The sequence below is a fragment of the Globicatella sanguinis genome, from assembly GCF_002847845.2.
In the GTDB taxonomy this organism is placed as follows: Bacteria; Bacillota; Bacilli; order Lactobacillales; family Aerococcaceae; genus Globicatella; species Globicatella sanguinis.
The window spans coordinates 1,275,653-1,290,448 of the sequence record NZ_CP126962.1 but is presented as its reverse complement, the minus strand read 5'-3'; the positions used below and the strand labels follow the sequence as shown (position 1 = coordinate 1,290,448).

The window sequence follows — 14,796 nt, the reverse complement described above, 5'->3', positions numbered from 1 at the left end:
AATTTAAAAGATCATCTCTTCCTTTTTTAGTTTATAAGGAGGAAAAATTATGACGCTGGTCCTTTTAGGGTTACCCGGTGCTGGGAAAGGCACTCAAGATAAAAGAATCGCAGAGGAGTACCACCTGACGGCTATTCAATTGGTGAAATGTTACGAGAAGCAACCAAGAGAAAGATACATTCGGACTCAGAGTGCAAGAATATATGAATAAAGGAGAGCTAGTTCCAGATGAGTGGATAAACTCATTGGTTAAGAGTCGCTTACAAGCAAAAGATGTTGAAAATGGCTTTGTTCTGGATGGTTACCCACGTATCCTACAGCAAGCAAAAATGCTCGAAGCTTACCTACAAAGTCAGAATCGGAATTTAGACGCCGTTCACTTTTTAGATGTAAGTCAGGATATGTTAAGGCATCGGTTAGCGAAACGAGGAGCTCTTCGTTTACAAGTAAAACAAGGGAATGCCCAAAACGAACCAAAACGGGGAGAAATTCGATTAGATGACAAACCAGAAGTGATCGAAAATAGGCTACGCTTTAACGAGGGATTAATCGAATCGCTCATTCACTTCTATAAAGAACGAAATTTGCTCCACGTGATCAATGGTGAAGGAACTCCTGACAATGTGTTTGACAATATAAATGAGAGTTTATTGCCTATAAACAAATAACTATATAATTTTAACTAAAAATATATGATATAAAATCAATTAACTAATGTAAGCTATGAAGGGGATTGAAGAATGAATGTTTTATTTAGCGTAATCGATCCAGTTGCGATTTCATTTGGGACGATAGAAATTTATTGGTACGGAATTATTATTGCCTTAGCCATGCTGTTAGGTATTTCATTAGCAACAAAGGAAGCTCAAAAAATGGGACTAGAAGAAGACACTATGACAGATATGGCATTATGGGCCATACCAATTGGTTTTATTGGGGCTCGGCTTTACTATGTTTTATTCAAATGGGAGTATTATCTCCAAAACCCTAATGAAATCATCGCCATCTGGAATGGCGGTATTGCCATTTATGGGGGGCTAATTGCGGGTGGTCTCGCAGTGTACTGGTTTGCAAGAAGAAAGAAAATGACGCTAACTCTTTTACTAGACATACTGGCACCTAGTGTCCTCCTAGCTCAATCGATTGGTCGCTGGGGAAATTTCATTAATCAAGAGGCACATGGGGGTCCAGTCACCCGACGATTTTTAGAAAACTTGTACTTACCGGAATTCATCATTAACCAAATGAATATCAACGGAACCTATTACCATCCCACTTTTCTTTATGAGTCTTTATGGAGTTTAGTTGGTTTCGCCTTGTTGCTCCTTTTGCGGAACAAGAATCAATTCCTTCGCCAAGGAGAAGTGGCGCTCAGCTATGTCATTTGGTATTCAGCAGGAAGGTTTTTTATTGAAGGCATGCGGACAGACAGCTTATGGATAGGCGATTTCTTACGAGTTTCACAAGGCTTGTCCCTCGTTTTGTTCGTAGCAGCACTGGGTGTTTTGATGTATCGCAGGTACTATACCTATCCGCCAGTACCCTATTATAAGGATGAGCCCAAACTGTTATAAAAGTTAAGATAAGATTACCCAATTTGTTGCACGTAACTTTCCCCAGTAATGAACCACAAATCAGGTAATCTTTTTTGATATAATTGTCTATTTAGGAGGGATAATTATGTCAGAAAAAGCAAGTATAACCATCACTTCACTTCATGATTTATTCATGTTAAGTGAATGGTATCGGAAAGGAGAAATAACGTAAACGCCGAATAACCAGGTACGTGTCACAGCCCAACCACCTCCTGTATGATTAAGTTAAAACTTATGGAGGTGGTTGATTGATTATTAATCTCGATGCTGCTAAACGCTATTACATTATGACTGGACGGACAGACTTACGTAAGGGAATTGACTCTCTGGCTACTCTCGTCCAAAATGATTATCAATTAAATCCCTTTGAAAAGAATCTCTTTCTCTTCTGCGGGTCTAGGCTTGACCGCTTTAAAGCTCTTTATTGGGACGGCCAAGGCTTCTGGTTACTGTATAAACGCTATGAATCTGGCCGTATCCATTGGCCTAGACAGGAGGAGTCACTAAAGGAAATTGATCGTCACCAACTCATTCAGCTTATGGATGGCTTTCTGATCGAACCATCCGTTCAATCATTGGAGGGATCTTTCACAATGTGAAAACCCTTGATTAAATCGTTTACAAGGTTTATAATCAAAGAAATTTGAACAGAAGGGAGGTCCGGGAATGGGCATTAAATCCATAGAGACGCAGACACCTGAACAACTAATCGATATTATTCAAACACAAGAACGTGAAATTGAATGGTTGAAAGAACAGCTTCGTTTGATGATGAACCAACAGTTTGGTCGCAAGAAAGAAACGGCGCCTCAACCTGGACAAACCAGTCTGTTCGAGGATTGGCAGGAAGCTCTAGACAGCCTAGAACTAGAAGAAGATATCGTCCAAGAAGTGAAGGCTCATAAGCGTAAAGCAAAGAAGAATAAAGGGATTAAGCGGACGATTCTCGACCAGTTCCCTGCCGAAGAAAAGCTACACGTACTTTCAAACTGCCAGTGTCCAGACTGTGGGGAATCGATGAAACAGATAGGTGCTAGTGCTATTCGTGAAGAGCTTGTCTTCATTCCTGCTCATATGAAACGAATCATTCATAAACAAGCTTCTTATAAATGCGAGGGATGCACTCAAAAAGAGGGGGCCAATGACAAAATCGTGAAGGCTCCCGTTCCTAAAGCTCCCCTCCACAATAGCTTGGGGTCTGCATCATTGATCGCTCAAACGATTCATCAAAAATATGGCTTGAAGTTACCCGCTTATCGTCAAGAACAGGAATGGAAACAAATGAATCTGCCCCTAAGTCGGGATACGATTTGCGGTTGGCACATTCGCACCTATCAATACTATTTCCAGAACCTCTGTGACTTACTTTTAAACAAGCTCCGTCAACAAGAAGTTCTCCACGCAGATGAAACCAGCTATCGGGTATTAGAGAGCTAAAAAGCGAAGAATTATTTTTGGCTTCTCATGAGTGGCAAGGATACACCAGAACAGGGGATTATTTATCAATTTGATGAAGGCAGAGGACGCCAAGTCATTCTTGACCTATTAGGTCCAGATTTTGAAGGCAGCCTTCATGCAGATATGTATGGTGCCTATGTCAACCTATGCAAGGAGAAAGTTAAAGTCAGTGGCTGTTGGGCGCATTTAAGGCGGAAATTCTTTGAAGCCCTGCCAGCTAAAGTGTCTAAGCATCATCCTGCTTATCAGGCGGTTAAATGGTGCGATTCCTTTTTCCAATTCGAACAGAATTGGAAGGAGCTGACGCCTGAGGAACGCTTGACTTGGCGCCAAACTTGCCTTCAAAGACAAGTTGACGAGTTCTTTGATTGGGTCAAGACTTTGAATGCCTTACCTCAAACCAAGCTGGGAATGGCCATCTCCTATGCTCTCAAACATGAGCCTTTCTTCCGTCAATTTCTTGAAAATGGTCGACTAGAGATGAGCAATAATCGAGCGGAGAGACAAATCAAGCCACTGGTAATTGGGCGCAAGAACTGGTTGTTTAGCCAAAGCATTCAAGGAGCCCAAGCGGCCGGGGGGATCCTCAGTCTCTATGAGAGTGCGAAGCTTAATGGTATCCATCCTCCGTCTTATTTTCAATATTTACTTGAGGAGCTTCCTGAACTTCCGTTGCAAAATTTTGAAGCACTCGAGGCTTATTTGCCTTGGTCTTCGAAGGTCAAGGAAGCCTGTCAGGCCATGAAATAATTAAAAAGACTGAAACCGGCCCTTCAACACCTATTGTAGAGTGTTGAGGGGCCGGTTTCTATATACTTGGCTATTGGGCGCTTACATATGACTAAGTTTTATTTTATATCAATATAAACGATAGTAAGATTAATTATAGATATCTTGTTATTTTTTATAAAATTAATATCAAAATGTGTTATGATATTTTTGTATACTAAAATTAAATTTAATAATGAAGGATGAGGAGATGGATCAATGACAGTTGATGAAACATTATTGGTAAAACTGACGGAAGCCAATGCGATTGGTGGCAATGAAGGCCAGGTTCGTTCTATTTTTAAAGAAGCAACAAAATCGGTGGCCGAAGACTATTTAGAAGATGGTCTAGGAGGAATTTTTGCACAACATACAGGAAATGAAAAGGGTCCTCGTGTGATGATTGCGGGTCACATGGATGAAGTTGGTTTTATGGTGAGTCAAATTACCGAAAAAGGTTTCTTAAAGTTTGTGCCCATCGGTGGTTGGTGGAGTCAAGTCGTTTTGGCGCAACAAGTGACCGTTACGACACGTGATGGCAAAACATTCCATGGTGTAACAGGTTCAAAACCACCCCATGTTTTAACACCGGAGGCGCGCAAACAACCAGTAGATATGAAAGATGTTTTCGTGGACTTAGGTGCTAGTTCAAAAGAACAAGTATTAGAATGGGGAATTCGTCCAGGTGACATGATTACACCTTACATTAAGACACAACGTATGAATGGGACGCCATTCTTATTAGGCAAAGCATGGGATAACCGTATCGGTGTAGCAGTGGCGATTGAAGTATTAAAAGAATTAGCAGCCAGTGGCCATGAAACAGTTTTATTCTCAGGTGCCAATGTTCAAGAAGAAGTAGGTTTAAGAGGAGCTAAGGTGGCGACTCATTTATTAAATCCTGATCTTTCAATTGCTTTAGATACGGGAACAGCTGGTGATACACCAGGTATGACCGAAAAAGAAGCAGATAGTATTTTAGGAAAAGGACCTCAAGTCATTATTTATGATGCATCGATGATTGCTCATAAAGGGTTTAGAGAATTTGTCATCGATGTAGCAGAAGCTGAAGACATTCCGTTCCAATATACATTCATTACTGGTGGTGGGACAGATGCTGGTTCACAACATCAAAGTTTAAATGGTGTGCCATCGATTGCAATTACAGTGCCCGTTCGCTATTTACACTCTCATACATCGATTATTCACGAAGATGATTTCAAAAATACCGTTCGCCTTGTAGTAGCCATTATTAAAAAAATAAATCAAGTTACCCTTAAAACAATTAAAGAAAATGCTTAATTTGAGGTGATAGGATGAAATTATATTGTATTGGCTCAGCGGGGGGTTACCCTTTAGGAGATAATGGCACAACTTCCTATGTGGTTACCTCTTCGGATGGTGCGTATCACTTGTTATTAGATGCTGGCAGTGGTTCAGCTTTAGCAATTGAAGAGTATATCCCTGTCAATGATTTAGACGCCGTATGGTTAAGTCATGACCATCCGGATCATAGTGCGGATATTGGAATTTTTCAACATCTTTTTTTCCTTAAAAAACCGGCTAGCAAAAAAGGACTGATTCCGGTTTATATGAACAAGAATTCGAGTTTATGGCCGATCATGATGACAGATGCCTCAACGGAGCCCCGTCAATATTTAATTGAAGAACCAATGGATATGGGTCCCTTTAAAGCGAGCTTTATTAAAACAACGCATCCAGTAGAGTGTGCTGCAATACGTTTAGAAGAAAAATCAACTCAAAAAGTATTAGTCTTTACGGCTGATTCCGGCTGGCAAGATTCGATGGTCGATTTTGCTAAGAACGCGGATGTACTGATTGCGGATACAAATTTTCCAGCAACTAAAGGGCGTAATACTATTCATATGACTTCAACAGAAGTCGCTACCTTAGCAAATATGGCTGAAGTAAAGCAATTGGTGGTTTCTCATATTCCCCCACAAGCGGATGGAGACCAAATAATGTCTGAAGTCACAATGGCACTTCAACCGACGATTAATATTATAAAAGCAGTACCAAAATTAGAAATTGAATTTTAAAGTGGAGGTTTGAAAATGATTTTTGTAGACAATGAAAATAATTACGATGCTAGCGTCAATATTGCTTTAGAAACTTACTTAGTAGAGAATAAATTGGTTGATGAGCCGATTTTACTATTCTATATCAATAAACCATCAATTATTATTGGACGTAACCAAAATACAATCGAAGAAGTAAACCAACCTTATTTAGATGAACATGGTATTCAAGTAGTTCGTCGTATGTCAGGCGGGGGTGCTGTTTATCATGATTTAGGTAATGTATCCTTCTGTTTCATTAAGGATGACGATGGATCATTTCGTGATTTCGCCAGCTTTACTAAGCCGGTCATCGAAGCCTTACATAAATTAGGTGCAACAGGAGCTGAATTACAAGGCCGCAATGATTTATTGATTGATGGTAAGAAATTTTCAGGGAATGCGATGTACGCTAAAGATGGTCGTATGACGGCACATGGGACAATTTTATTTAATTCAGATTTAGAAGAAGTTAATAATGCTTTAAAATCACGTAAGGAAAAAATTGAATCAAAAGGAATTAAATCGATTCGCTCTCGTGTCACTAATATTGCACCTTATGTTAAGGATGAATACAAAGATTTATCGATTGAAGCATTTCGTGATGTTTTATTATTAGAAATTTTCGGTGTCGCTTCAAAAGAAGAAGTGCCTCGTTATCAATTAACTGAAGAAGACTGGAAAAAAGTCTATGAAATTCGTGAACAACGTTTTGGCAATTGGGATTGGAATTATGGACAATCGCCAGCTTTTGATATTGAAAAAAGTAGAAAGTTTGATTTCGGATTGGTGGATTTCCGTTTTAATGTCACGAATGGTAAAGTAAGTTCTGCTAAAATTTATGGTGACTTCTTTGGCTTAGGCGATATTAAAGAGGTTGAAGAAAAATTAGTAGGGGTGAAATATAATAAGGAGGATTTCTTAACAGCTTTTGACGCGATCGATGTAAATAAATACTTTGGTCGTGTGACGAAGGAAGAAATTATTGAAATGTTATTTGCTTAATCGGCGAACGGCTTGAACGTAGAGACATTTAATGATGCGAGTGATTAAATGTTCGAATCCATTTAACAGGAAATATTCGCTTCATGATGAAATTGAATAGACAATAACGAACCTGGTGTGCTAGTTGAACGAGTGGTAAAAAGAGCTACTCAATCACATTAACACACCAGGTTTATTTTTTTGTTATAAAATGCATGGACTAAATTGGCTGCATTAAAGTACTTTTGCATCAATATTAGCTTTGTTGAGTATTGGAAATAATAACATAAAAGATGACAAATAAGATACCAGCTGCTGGCCAGATAATCCAAGACGTTGCCCAAGTATCAAAATATAAACTATAGACAATATAAATAAATAAGGCGGTCATCCAATAAATCGTAATCCAAGGCTCGATCTTTGATTTAACTTTTTTCTTTGAAGGTTGATACTCACCTTCTTCTAGTAATATTGCATAAGTATTCCGAGGTATACTAATTTGAATGAGTAAAGCAACACCCATCGCTATCATAATGAGTAAAATAGCAATTCCAACTATTGAGATAAATTCATTGGCAAATAATAATTCAGCAATAAGGATACTTAAAGGTGATAATATAAGTAAGACGATAGCAAGAATTAATTTACCAATAAAGGCATTGCGTGATTGACGTTGCTTTTCTTGAACTAAAGGGACAATTCCTGGATCGAGAGCAATCGGGTCGGTTTCCATAAATTCATATTCAGATAATTGCATCCCGGCAAAAATTAAAATACCAACGCCAATGGCAACGAAAGTTAACACAAAAATGATACCAATCAAGGAAGCAGTGTTTTCGGTTATATCTAATTTTCCAGATTCTTGTGCTTGCGATAATAGGATTAAAGCAATTGGCGAAGTAATTAAGAAAGCAGCGGCTAATGCGTACCATTTGGCCATTTTTTGACGTAAGTCAATATAGTTTTTGGCCATTTCCAAGGTGACTCTTTTGGCGGGGGTCGAACCTTTTTGAACTGATGACGATTCTAGTAAATCATCCTTTAAGAGATAATCGGTTGACACGTCAAATAATTGACTTAGTTGGATAATTTTTTCTGAATCAGGGATTGCTTGATTACTTTCCCACTTTGAAACGGATTGACGTGAGATGTCTAATGCCTGTGCTAATTCTTCTTGAGACCAATGACGACTCTTTCTTAATTCGTAAATCTTTTCTGCTAAGTTCATTTTTATCACTCCAATTTTGTTTTATTTTCTACTTTAATAATAGTAAAGATGGTGATGGAATGCTATCAACTTGAGTTGACAATGTGTCAACTAGCGGTTGCAACCTTGATATAATCAGCTTTAACAAAGAATATTAAATATTTGAAAGGTCGATAAGTGAAAGTTTTAGAGTTTAACCCCAAATACGTAAGGCACGGTATTAGATAAATAATATTTGTTGCAAAGGAACACTTGATGGTGATGGATTCAATAAAACGACATTATACTCACAGTGCGATCTAAATGACTAGTAAGGATGAAAATAAAAAAAAGCAAATAAACCATCTTAAATAGATAGAAGTAAGAAAGGATATAAATCCATTCGTTGAGGACCTCTTTTGTCATGCTATTTAAGTCATTCACTTGCTTATAAGTTTTTATTTATTTTTTTGTTCAATTGCTAAATCAACCAAATGATGGGCTAACCATTCGTTTCTAACAAGTAGTGGGCCATGGAAATAAGATCCAAAAGTATTTTTATAATGCATCCCTTCGGTTTTATCTTGATTATTGTTTCCATACCCCGTAATTACTTTACCGAGGGGTTCTAATGCATCGGTTAAGTAGGTGACACCATTATGGTTTTCAAATCCATAATAGGTTTGTTGGTTTATTTCATCATAGATTTCAATATCACCGATAAAACGACTATTAATTTGACGCTCGGTATAATGTGGTAGCACGCCTAGCCCTTTAATTTGTTCGCCATCGGCTGTTGTATAATACTGACCTAATAATTGGAATCCGCCACAAATTGCTAGTAAAACGCCATTTTGTTCGATGTAACGTTTAATCTCAGGAATTAGACGCTGACAATCTTTGGCGATGATTTTTTGTTCAAAATCTTGGCCGCCGCCAAAGAAGATAATATCGAAATCATCGGCATTGAACGGGTCTTCTAAGCTGACCATGGTTGTTTCAACCTGATAGCCTTTTTCGCGTGCATAGTACTGAATCATGAGTAAATTCCCATTGTCACCATAGGTATTGAGTAAATTCCCATATAAATGACAGATTCTAATTGTATTGGTCATTTTTTTACGCTCCTTTGTTTGATTGAATATATCCTTTTTGAATAAAGGCTTCGCGTAAATCTAGCATGGCAGTATATGTCGCTAAAATATGAACATATTCTGTCGGTGCAGCCTTTATCGCTTCGATAATTTGTTCATTGTTTTCCACTTGATTAATCAATTCAGGTTGAATGCCAGCGACCGTTAGGCGCTTCGTCATTTCATCAGCTTTCATCCCTGAAGTGACGACTTTTTCAATAGGGAAATCAACGATTTGTTCATAATGTCCGTCCCAAATCCAGCTGACGTCAGTACCATCGGCATAATTATTGTTTAAAATACTGATTAAAGTAAATGGATTTTGATCCAAGCCAATCAAAGCTAAGACTTGGTTTAAGCCAACTGGATTTTTGACTAAGTTTAATAAAACTTTTTTACCTTCAATGTTAATCATTTCTTGACGTCCGAATACGCGTTCAGCTTTCATGAAACTTTCACGAATTTTTGCCGGTTCAACATCAAAGAATGAAGCGACGCTATAGGCAGCTAAAGCATTGTAGACATTATAAAGTCCAGCTACTGGAATTTCAAAATGGTGGCCGTCAATTCTAAAGCTAGAATGAGTTAAGGCCAATTCTTCAACTTCAGTGACTTGATAGATTAATTCAGGACGTTTGAAATCACAATGTTCGCAATAATATTTTCCTAAATTGGCATAAGTTAAAGAATGATATTTTAGAATATGATGACAGTGCGGACATAAGACGCCGTCGGTATTATAATGAGGTTCCACATCGTGATCTGTTTCGTGATTGAAGCCAAAATATTGACGTGGATTAGGCAATTCAGTTGAATTGAATAAGGGAGAATCGCCGTTTGCAATGACGGTAGCTGTCGGTACTTCTTTGGCAGCATTGGTCATTAGTTCATAGATTGAATAAATTTCTCCATAGCGATCCATTTGGTCACGGAAAACATTGGTATGTAAGAACGCGATAGGATTTAGATGTTTCACCACGTGTTTTAAAGACCCTTCATCCACTTCTAAAACAGCAATCCCTTGCTCACCTTTTGGAATAGCAGGAGCTACTAGAAAAGTACTGACAATCCCTTGTGCCATATTTGACCCCGTAGGGTTCGTAACAATATGATTGAACTTTTCTTTTAAAGCTTGTACTGTTAAGGCTGTGGTTAAAGTTTTACCATTTGTACCGGTAATAATGACGACTTGATAATTTTTCGCTAAATCAGATAAGATATTAGGATCAATTGTTTGGGCTAATTTACCAGGCAAACTACTCCCACCATTGGTAAAGTTGGTTAAAACCCAACGACTGGATTTTCCGACTAAGCGAGCAATACGACTTCTAAGACTCATTGAATGTGTCTCCTTTATTTGATATTTCATTTCTATATAATAGCAATACTTGACTAAATAATAAAGGTTTAAGAATTAATTTTAATAAAAAAACTCCGTTTCGATAAGAAACAGAGTGGCGAAACATTATAATTCGCAGGCAATCCCGTCTTTATCACGGTCCAACTGAGGGCGATAGCCAGGCTCACCTTGATATATAGGAGCCGCACCAGCAGCTTTAGCTTCGGAACAGTTTTTAAAATAAACATCTTGGCTGGCTGCTTGATTATCTTGACTAGAAAACCCGACTTGATTATTTTGAGCATTACTTTGGTATTGATCAACGTCAATATTTTCGCCAAAGGCTTCGTTAGTTGACCATACATTTAACCCATTACGTTTCGCATAATCTTCGGAAAAAATAAGCGTTTCTAAATAGGGACTATTAGCATCGTCTTGACTATAGTAAGCTGTCAAACCTTCTGTCGTCATCACTTCTTGGACTAAGATTTTGTCAGTCCATAAATGAATTAATGAGCGACCCTGACTGTCTTTTTGCTCATCAGCGAGATATTCGATTTTAATGTCTTTAGCGGATTGCAATAACTCATTTAAACGCGTTTTCGACTCATTGGCAAATTTTTGTGGCCCTGTGACGGGATGCTGTCGTTTTGGTGCGTAGACATTGGCCAATTTAAAGGTTTTGACGTCGCCATTTTCTAATTCAATCTTTAAGGAATCCCCATCAATGACATCAAACTCTACGATGTCCACTAATTTAGCATTATTTTGTGGTTTTGCTAAAATTTTATACCCTAAAGTAGCTTCGTTGACCTCGGCTTTAACAGTCAAACTAGGAAACAATATCATGAAACATAGTGCCATTAACTTTAAAAAATGAACCGATTTTTGCAATCGAAACACTCCTCAATAGATTACTTTTAACCATATCATATCATAAAAATTTTTATAAGAAACACTTAATAGGAAAACAACTCACCTAGTAAGATTCTTCCATTATTCAATTAAAAAGCGGTCTGAAATGTCTACACCCGACTCGGCTAATTCGCTAAAGAAATCCTCAACAAATTGCACCATTCGTTGATGGCGTTTGTTAGCTAGTTTTTGGCCTTTATCGGTCACAATTAAATCCTTGAGTTTTAATAATTTTTCATCAAAATGAGCAATAGCGTTACGCTTTTTTTGACGATAATCAGCATAGTTATTTAATTCAACTTTTGCTAAAGCAGGATCATAAAAGGGAGCGTGTTTTACCTGGCCATTATATTGAAAGGTGCGCGCAATCCCAATGGCACCCATTGCGTCCAATAAATCAGCATCGCTGACAATCATTGCTTCTCGAGTACGGTCAACTTGATGGAATCCACCTTTGAAACCAATCGATTGAATATCTTTGATTAAACGTGGATAAAGCGAGGGCTCAATGTGATGGTCAGCTAAAATATTTTTTAACTGTTGTAATGCATCATCAGGATTAAGTTTATCATCTAACTCTTCATGGAGTAGAGCTAATAATTTAATGTAAGGAAAATCATCTTGCGATTGCGTCAGATTTAAAGCTAAATAAGTAACACGGTAAATATGAAACCAATCATGTCCACTGGCTTCATTTTGATACTTGGTTTTAATATATTGTTCAATTTGTTCAATGTTATTAATCATCATAAGGCTCCTTTGTCAGCTAATGATTATTATTATATCGTTTTTTTGATACAATGAATACAACTAGATGAACCAGACCGTGGTGAACGAAGGTATCGTGTATGTGATCCGCGCTTTTAAGCAAGTTGAGCAAAAGAAAAAACTATCCACTTAACGTCAAAAGAAGCCTATTTTTGGCATAAAAGTAGGGATTGAATCAATAAGAACGCAATGATAATCTGTGGTTTTAATTAAATTTTAGGTGTTTATTTTACAATTGAAATGTTAATATGGCCTATCTGAGAATAGTAGAGAGAAGAGGGATTAAGATGAAACTGTTATTAGCAGAAGATGAAAAAGATCTTGCTAAAGGATTGAAAGCAATTCTTGAACATAATAAATATATAGTGGATGTGGTTCATGATGGTGAAGATGCTTTATACTATGCTCAATCTGAACATTATGATTGTCTGATTTTGGACGTGATGATGCCGAAAAAATCTGGATTTGAAGTACTTTTTCAATTAAGAAAAGAAGGCAATCAAACACCTATTTTACTATTAACGGCCAAAAACCAATTAGAAGATAAAGTAACCGGACTCGATTTAGGAGCTGATGATTACTTGACGAAACCTTTTGATACACCAGAGTTATTAGCACGAATACGTTCGATTTTACGTCGCCCAAATAATTTTGTTTCTGAGATTTTAACGGTTGGAGATTGTATTTTAGACCGCAGTAATTATCAACTCCAAGCCAATGGCAAACAAGTGACGTTAAATAACAAAGAATTCCAATTGATTGAGATGTTCTTTTTAAATAATAACCAAGTTCTATCCAAAGAATTAATCATGGATCGTATTTGGGGGCTGGATTCAGAAGCCGAAATCAATGTCGTTTGGGTGAATATTTCTTCATTACGTAAAAAATTACAACAATTAAATTCAAAGTTGAAAATTTCTGCACAACGAGGATTAGGCTATACTTTAGAAGTGGAAGAATAATTGAGCGAAGAAAAGAAAAAGGTAGAGTGGGCAAGAAGTAGAAAATCTCATGATGGTCACTTTGTTTATTACCTCGCAGATTATAAAATTGGGCTAAAGATTATCTCAATTCATAACGAAACGATACAATGACGATAAATACTCTGGAATAAAATAAGATAATAGGGAGTTTGAATGCGAATGAAGGTGAAGCGAATTGATTAATGAGATGAAACGCCGCTTTATGATTGTGTCCATGGGATCTTTTACCGTCGTAATGCTCATTTTGTTTTTAGTCTTGAATGGTTTCAATTATGCGCAAGTCATTAGTCGTCAAGAACAACAGACACTCGACTTTGTTGAAATGCAATTAGGTATCAACCAACGTGAGATTACTTTAAATAATGGCGCCACCGTCCTAATCGAACCCACGCCCAAAATTCGTAATAACACCTTCAATTTTGAAAACTTCTTTGGTTTAAATAAAGAGGAACGAGAAACCCGTGATATGATTGATTTTTTCTATGTTGTATTTGATAGCGAGGGGAAAATCAACCAAACAACGATTGGTATCGGAGAAAATATTACTGACGCAGCTGCTCAAGAAGCCGCCACCGAAATCTATGGACAAGAGCTTACTCATGGCTGGTCAGGTTATTATCGCTTTATGAAGAGAGTATTGTTAGATGGACGAACGATAGTGATGTATGTAGACTCTTTTGCCGAAATTGAAATGATTGTGCGTTTTTTAAGTTTGTCGGCAGGGGTTTTCGCCATATTGTTAATGGTCGTATATTTATTATTGGCTTATTTCTCTAAAAAAGCCATCATGCCATTAGTAAAAAATATTGAACGTCAAAAAGAATTTATTAGTAATGCTAGTCACGAAATCAAAACACCCTTGGCGGTTTTATCGACGAATAATGATGTGATGGAAATGATTGGAAATAAAAATGAATGGACCGAAAGTAATCGTAATCAAATTAAACGCTTGAATATGTTGGTTGAACAAATGTTACTCTTAGCTCGTTTTGATGAAGGAAAAAATACCATTGAGTTGACAAAGGTCAACTTAACAGATTTAATAAAAAATGAAATGAATGAATTGAGCACTTTAATTAAAGAGAATGACAAAACGATTTTGCTGGAATTACTAGATAATTTAGTCGAAACAACAGATGAAGCGAGTGTGCGTCAATTAACCACTATTTTATTAGAAAATGCCGTTAAATATCATGTAGGAAGCGAACCGATTATCATTAAATGGCAACCAGCCAAACGCGAATTATGGTTTGAAAATGAATGTGACCCGATGACTGAAGAAGAACGTAAACAATTATTTGAAAGATTTTATCGTCGTGATACAGCTCGCAGCCGCGAACAAGGTGGTAGCGGAATGGGCTTGTCAATTGCAGCAGCAGTCGCAAAAGCAGCGGGGTTAAAACTGACAACCGAGTTAATCAATCCATCACGTATCGCATTTAAAATTGGTTTTAATGGGCACAACAAAGATAGTTGGCAAATTAAAGAACGCTTGTTTAAAAAATAATCAAGACCGAGAGGCTAGGATGAAACGAAAGTTTTTTCTTGGCCTCTTTTGTAATGATAGTGGCAGAAGCGTTATTGAAAGT

At 37.4% G+C, this 14,796-nt stretch carries 14 protein-coding genes and 1 pseudogene; 10 read left to right on the top strand and 5 right to left on the bottom strand.

Translation table 11 applies throughout. The features are described 5' to 3' along the window. Nucleotides 1-49 precede the first annotated feature (49 nt). From CYJ72_RS05615 to lplA, 8 genes and pseudogenes are all read left to right on the top strand, one after another. A complete protein-coding gene (locus CYJ72_RS05615) occupies nucleotides 50-211 on the top strand; it encodes a hypothetical protein (protein ID WP_284630857.1) in 162 nt (53 codons plus the stop codon). Continuing rightward, nucleotides 204-668 (top strand): adenylate kinase family protein, encoded by a 465-nt coding sequence (locus CYJ72_RS05610; protein ID WP_257876998.1) that lies wholly within the window; start codon nucleotides 204-206, stop codon nucleotides 666-668. Before CYJ72_RS05615 ends, CYJ72_RS05610 begins: the two co-directional genes overlap by 8 nt. Before the next feature lie 72 nt (nucleotides 669-740). After that, nucleotides 741-1,574, top strand: a complete 834-nt coding sequence (gene lgt, locus CYJ72_RS05605; protein WP_101814020.1) for a prolipoprotein diacylglyceryl transferase — start codon at nucleotides 741-743, stop codon at nucleotides 1,572-1,574. Nucleotides 1,575-1,843: 269 nt separating this feature from the next. Next, nucleotides 1,844-2,194, top strand: a complete 351-nt coding sequence (gene tnpB, locus CYJ72_RS05600) for an IS66 family insertion sequence element accessory protein TnpB (protein WP_101814021.1) — start codon at nucleotides 1,844-1,846, stop codon at nucleotides 2,192-2,194. A gap of 67 nt (nucleotides 2,195-2,261) precedes the next feature. Further along, nucleotides 2,262-3,803 (top strand): annotated as a pseudogene (gene tnpC / locus CYJ72_RS05595) (IS66 family transposase). A gap of 237 nt (nucleotides 3,804-4,040) precedes the next feature. Continuing rightward, nucleotides 4,041-5,123 (top strand): M42 family metallopeptidase, encoded by a 1,083-nt coding sequence (locus CYJ72_RS05590; protein ID WP_284630856.1) that lies wholly within the window; start codon nucleotides 4,041-4,043, stop codon nucleotides 5,121-5,123. A 14-nt stretch (nucleotides 5,124-5,137) separates the two neighbouring features. After that, nucleotides 5,138-5,881: an MBL fold metallo-hydrolase gene (locus CYJ72_RS05585; RefSeq protein WP_066126523.1), complete on the top strand. Its 744-nt coding sequence runs from the start codon at nucleotides 5,138-5,140 to the stop codon at nucleotides 5,879-5,881. A 15-nt stretch (nucleotides 5,882-5,896) separates the two neighbouring features. Beyond that, entirely contained in the window at nucleotides 5,897-6,904 is a 1,008-nt protein-coding gene (gene lplA, locus CYJ72_RS05580) for a lipoate--protein ligase (RefSeq protein ID WP_066126526.1), read from the top strand. Nucleotides 6,905-7,139: 235 nt separating this feature from the next. On the opposite strand, the gene CYJ72_RS05575 is transcribed toward lplA, so the two are convergent. The 5 genes from CYJ72_RS05575 to CYJ72_RS05555 all read right to left on the bottom strand — a co-directional run bounded on the left by CYJ72_RS05575 (nucleotide 7,140) and on the right by CYJ72_RS05555 (nucleotide 12,203). Further along, nucleotides 7,140-8,111: a helix-turn-helix domain-containing protein gene (locus tag CYJ72_RS05575; protein ID WP_066126529.1), complete on the bottom strand. Its 972-nt coding sequence runs from the start codon at nucleotides 8,109-8,111 to the stop codon at nucleotides 7,140-7,142. 416 nt (nucleotides 8,112-8,527) lie between these two features. Continuing rightward, complete coding sequence (locus CYJ72_RS05570) at nucleotides 8,528-9,184, bottom strand: type 1 glutamine amidotransferase (protein WP_284630855.1); 657 nt, start codon at nucleotides 9,182-9,184, stop codon at nucleotides 8,528-8,530. A gap of 4 nt (nucleotides 9,185-9,188) precedes the next feature. After that, nucleotides 9,189-10,541 carry a Mur ligase family protein gene (locus CYJ72_RS05565; RefSeq protein ID WP_066126532.1) on the bottom strand — a complete coding sequence of 451 codons (1,353 nt, stop codon included), beginning with the start codon at nucleotides 10,539-10,541 and terminating at the stop codon, nucleotides 9,189-9,191. 126 nt (nucleotides 10,542-10,667) lie between these two features. After that, nucleotides 10,668-11,435 carry an excalibur calcium-binding domain-containing protein gene (locus tag CYJ72_RS05560; protein ID WP_066126533.1) on the bottom strand — a complete coding sequence of 256 codons (768 nt, stop codon included), beginning with the start codon at nucleotides 11,433-11,435 and terminating at the stop codon, nucleotides 10,668-10,670. A 102-nt stretch (nucleotides 11,436-11,537) separates the two neighbouring features. Next, nucleotides 11,538-12,203: an HD domain-containing protein gene (locus tag CYJ72_RS05555; RefSeq protein ID WP_101813932.1), complete on the bottom strand. Its 666-nt coding sequence runs from the start codon at nucleotides 12,201-12,203 to the stop codon at nucleotides 11,538-11,540. Between the two features lie 308 nt (nucleotides 12,204-12,511). Between CYJ72_RS05555 and CYJ72_RS05550 the strand changes: the two genes are divergently transcribed. Further along, a complete protein-coding gene (locus CYJ72_RS05550) occupies nucleotides 12,512-13,186 on the top strand; it encodes a response regulator transcription factor (protein WP_066125848.1) in 675 nt (224 codons plus the stop codon). A gap of 196 nt (nucleotides 13,187-13,382) precedes the next feature. Beyond that, nucleotides 13,383-14,714: a sensor histidine kinase gene (locus CYJ72_RS05545; protein WP_284630854.1), complete on the top strand. Its 1,332-nt coding sequence runs from the start codon at nucleotides 13,383-13,385 to the stop codon at nucleotides 14,712-14,714. Nucleotides 14,715-14,796 lie beyond the last annotated feature (82 nt).

Excerpts from the sequence above, each read along its gene's own strand:
- lgt (WP_101814020.1), top strand. The coding sequence starts at position 741 with ATGAATGTTTTATTTAGCGTAATCGATCCAGTTGCGATTTCATTTGGG.
- CYJ72_RS05555 (WP_101813932.1), bottom strand. The coding sequence starts at position 12,203 with ATGATTAATAACATTGAACAAATTGAACAATATATTAAAACCAAGTAT.
- CYJ72_RS05575 (WP_066126529.1), bottom strand. The coding sequence starts at position 8,111 with ATGAACTTAGCAGAAAAGATTTACGAATTAAGAAAGAGTCGTCATTGG.
- lplA (WP_066126526.1), top strand. The coding sequence starts at position 5,897 with ATGATTTTTGTAGACAATGAAAATAATTACGATGCTAGCGTCAATATT.
- CYJ72_RS05585 (WP_066126523.1), top strand. The coding sequence starts at position 5,138 with ATGAAATTATATTGTATTGGCTCAGCGGGGGGTTACCCTTTAGGAGAT.
- CYJ72_RS05610 (WP_257876998.1), top strand. The coding sequence starts at position 204 with ATGAATAAAGGAGAGCTAGTTCCAGATGAGTGGATAAACTCATTGGTT.
- CYJ72_RS05570 (WP_284630855.1), bottom strand. The coding sequence starts at position 9,184 with ATGACCAATACAATTAGAATCTGTCATTTATATGGGAATTTACTCAAT.
- CYJ72_RS05590 (WP_284630856.1), top strand. The coding sequence starts at position 4,041 with ATGACAGTTGATGAAACATTATTGGTAAAACTGACGGAAGCCAATGCG.
- CYJ72_RS05565 (WP_066126532.1), bottom strand. The coding sequence starts at position 10,541 with ATGAGTCTTAGAAGTCGTATTGCTCGCTTAGTCGGAAAATCCAGTCGT.
- CYJ72_RS05550 (WP_066125848.1), top strand. The coding sequence starts at position 12,512 with ATGAAACTGTTATTAGCAGAAGATGAAAAAGATCTTGCTAAAGGATTG.
- CYJ72_RS05615 (WP_284630857.1), top strand. The coding sequence starts at position 50 with ATGACGCTGGTCCTTTTAGGGTTACCCGGTGCTGGGAAAGGCACTCAA.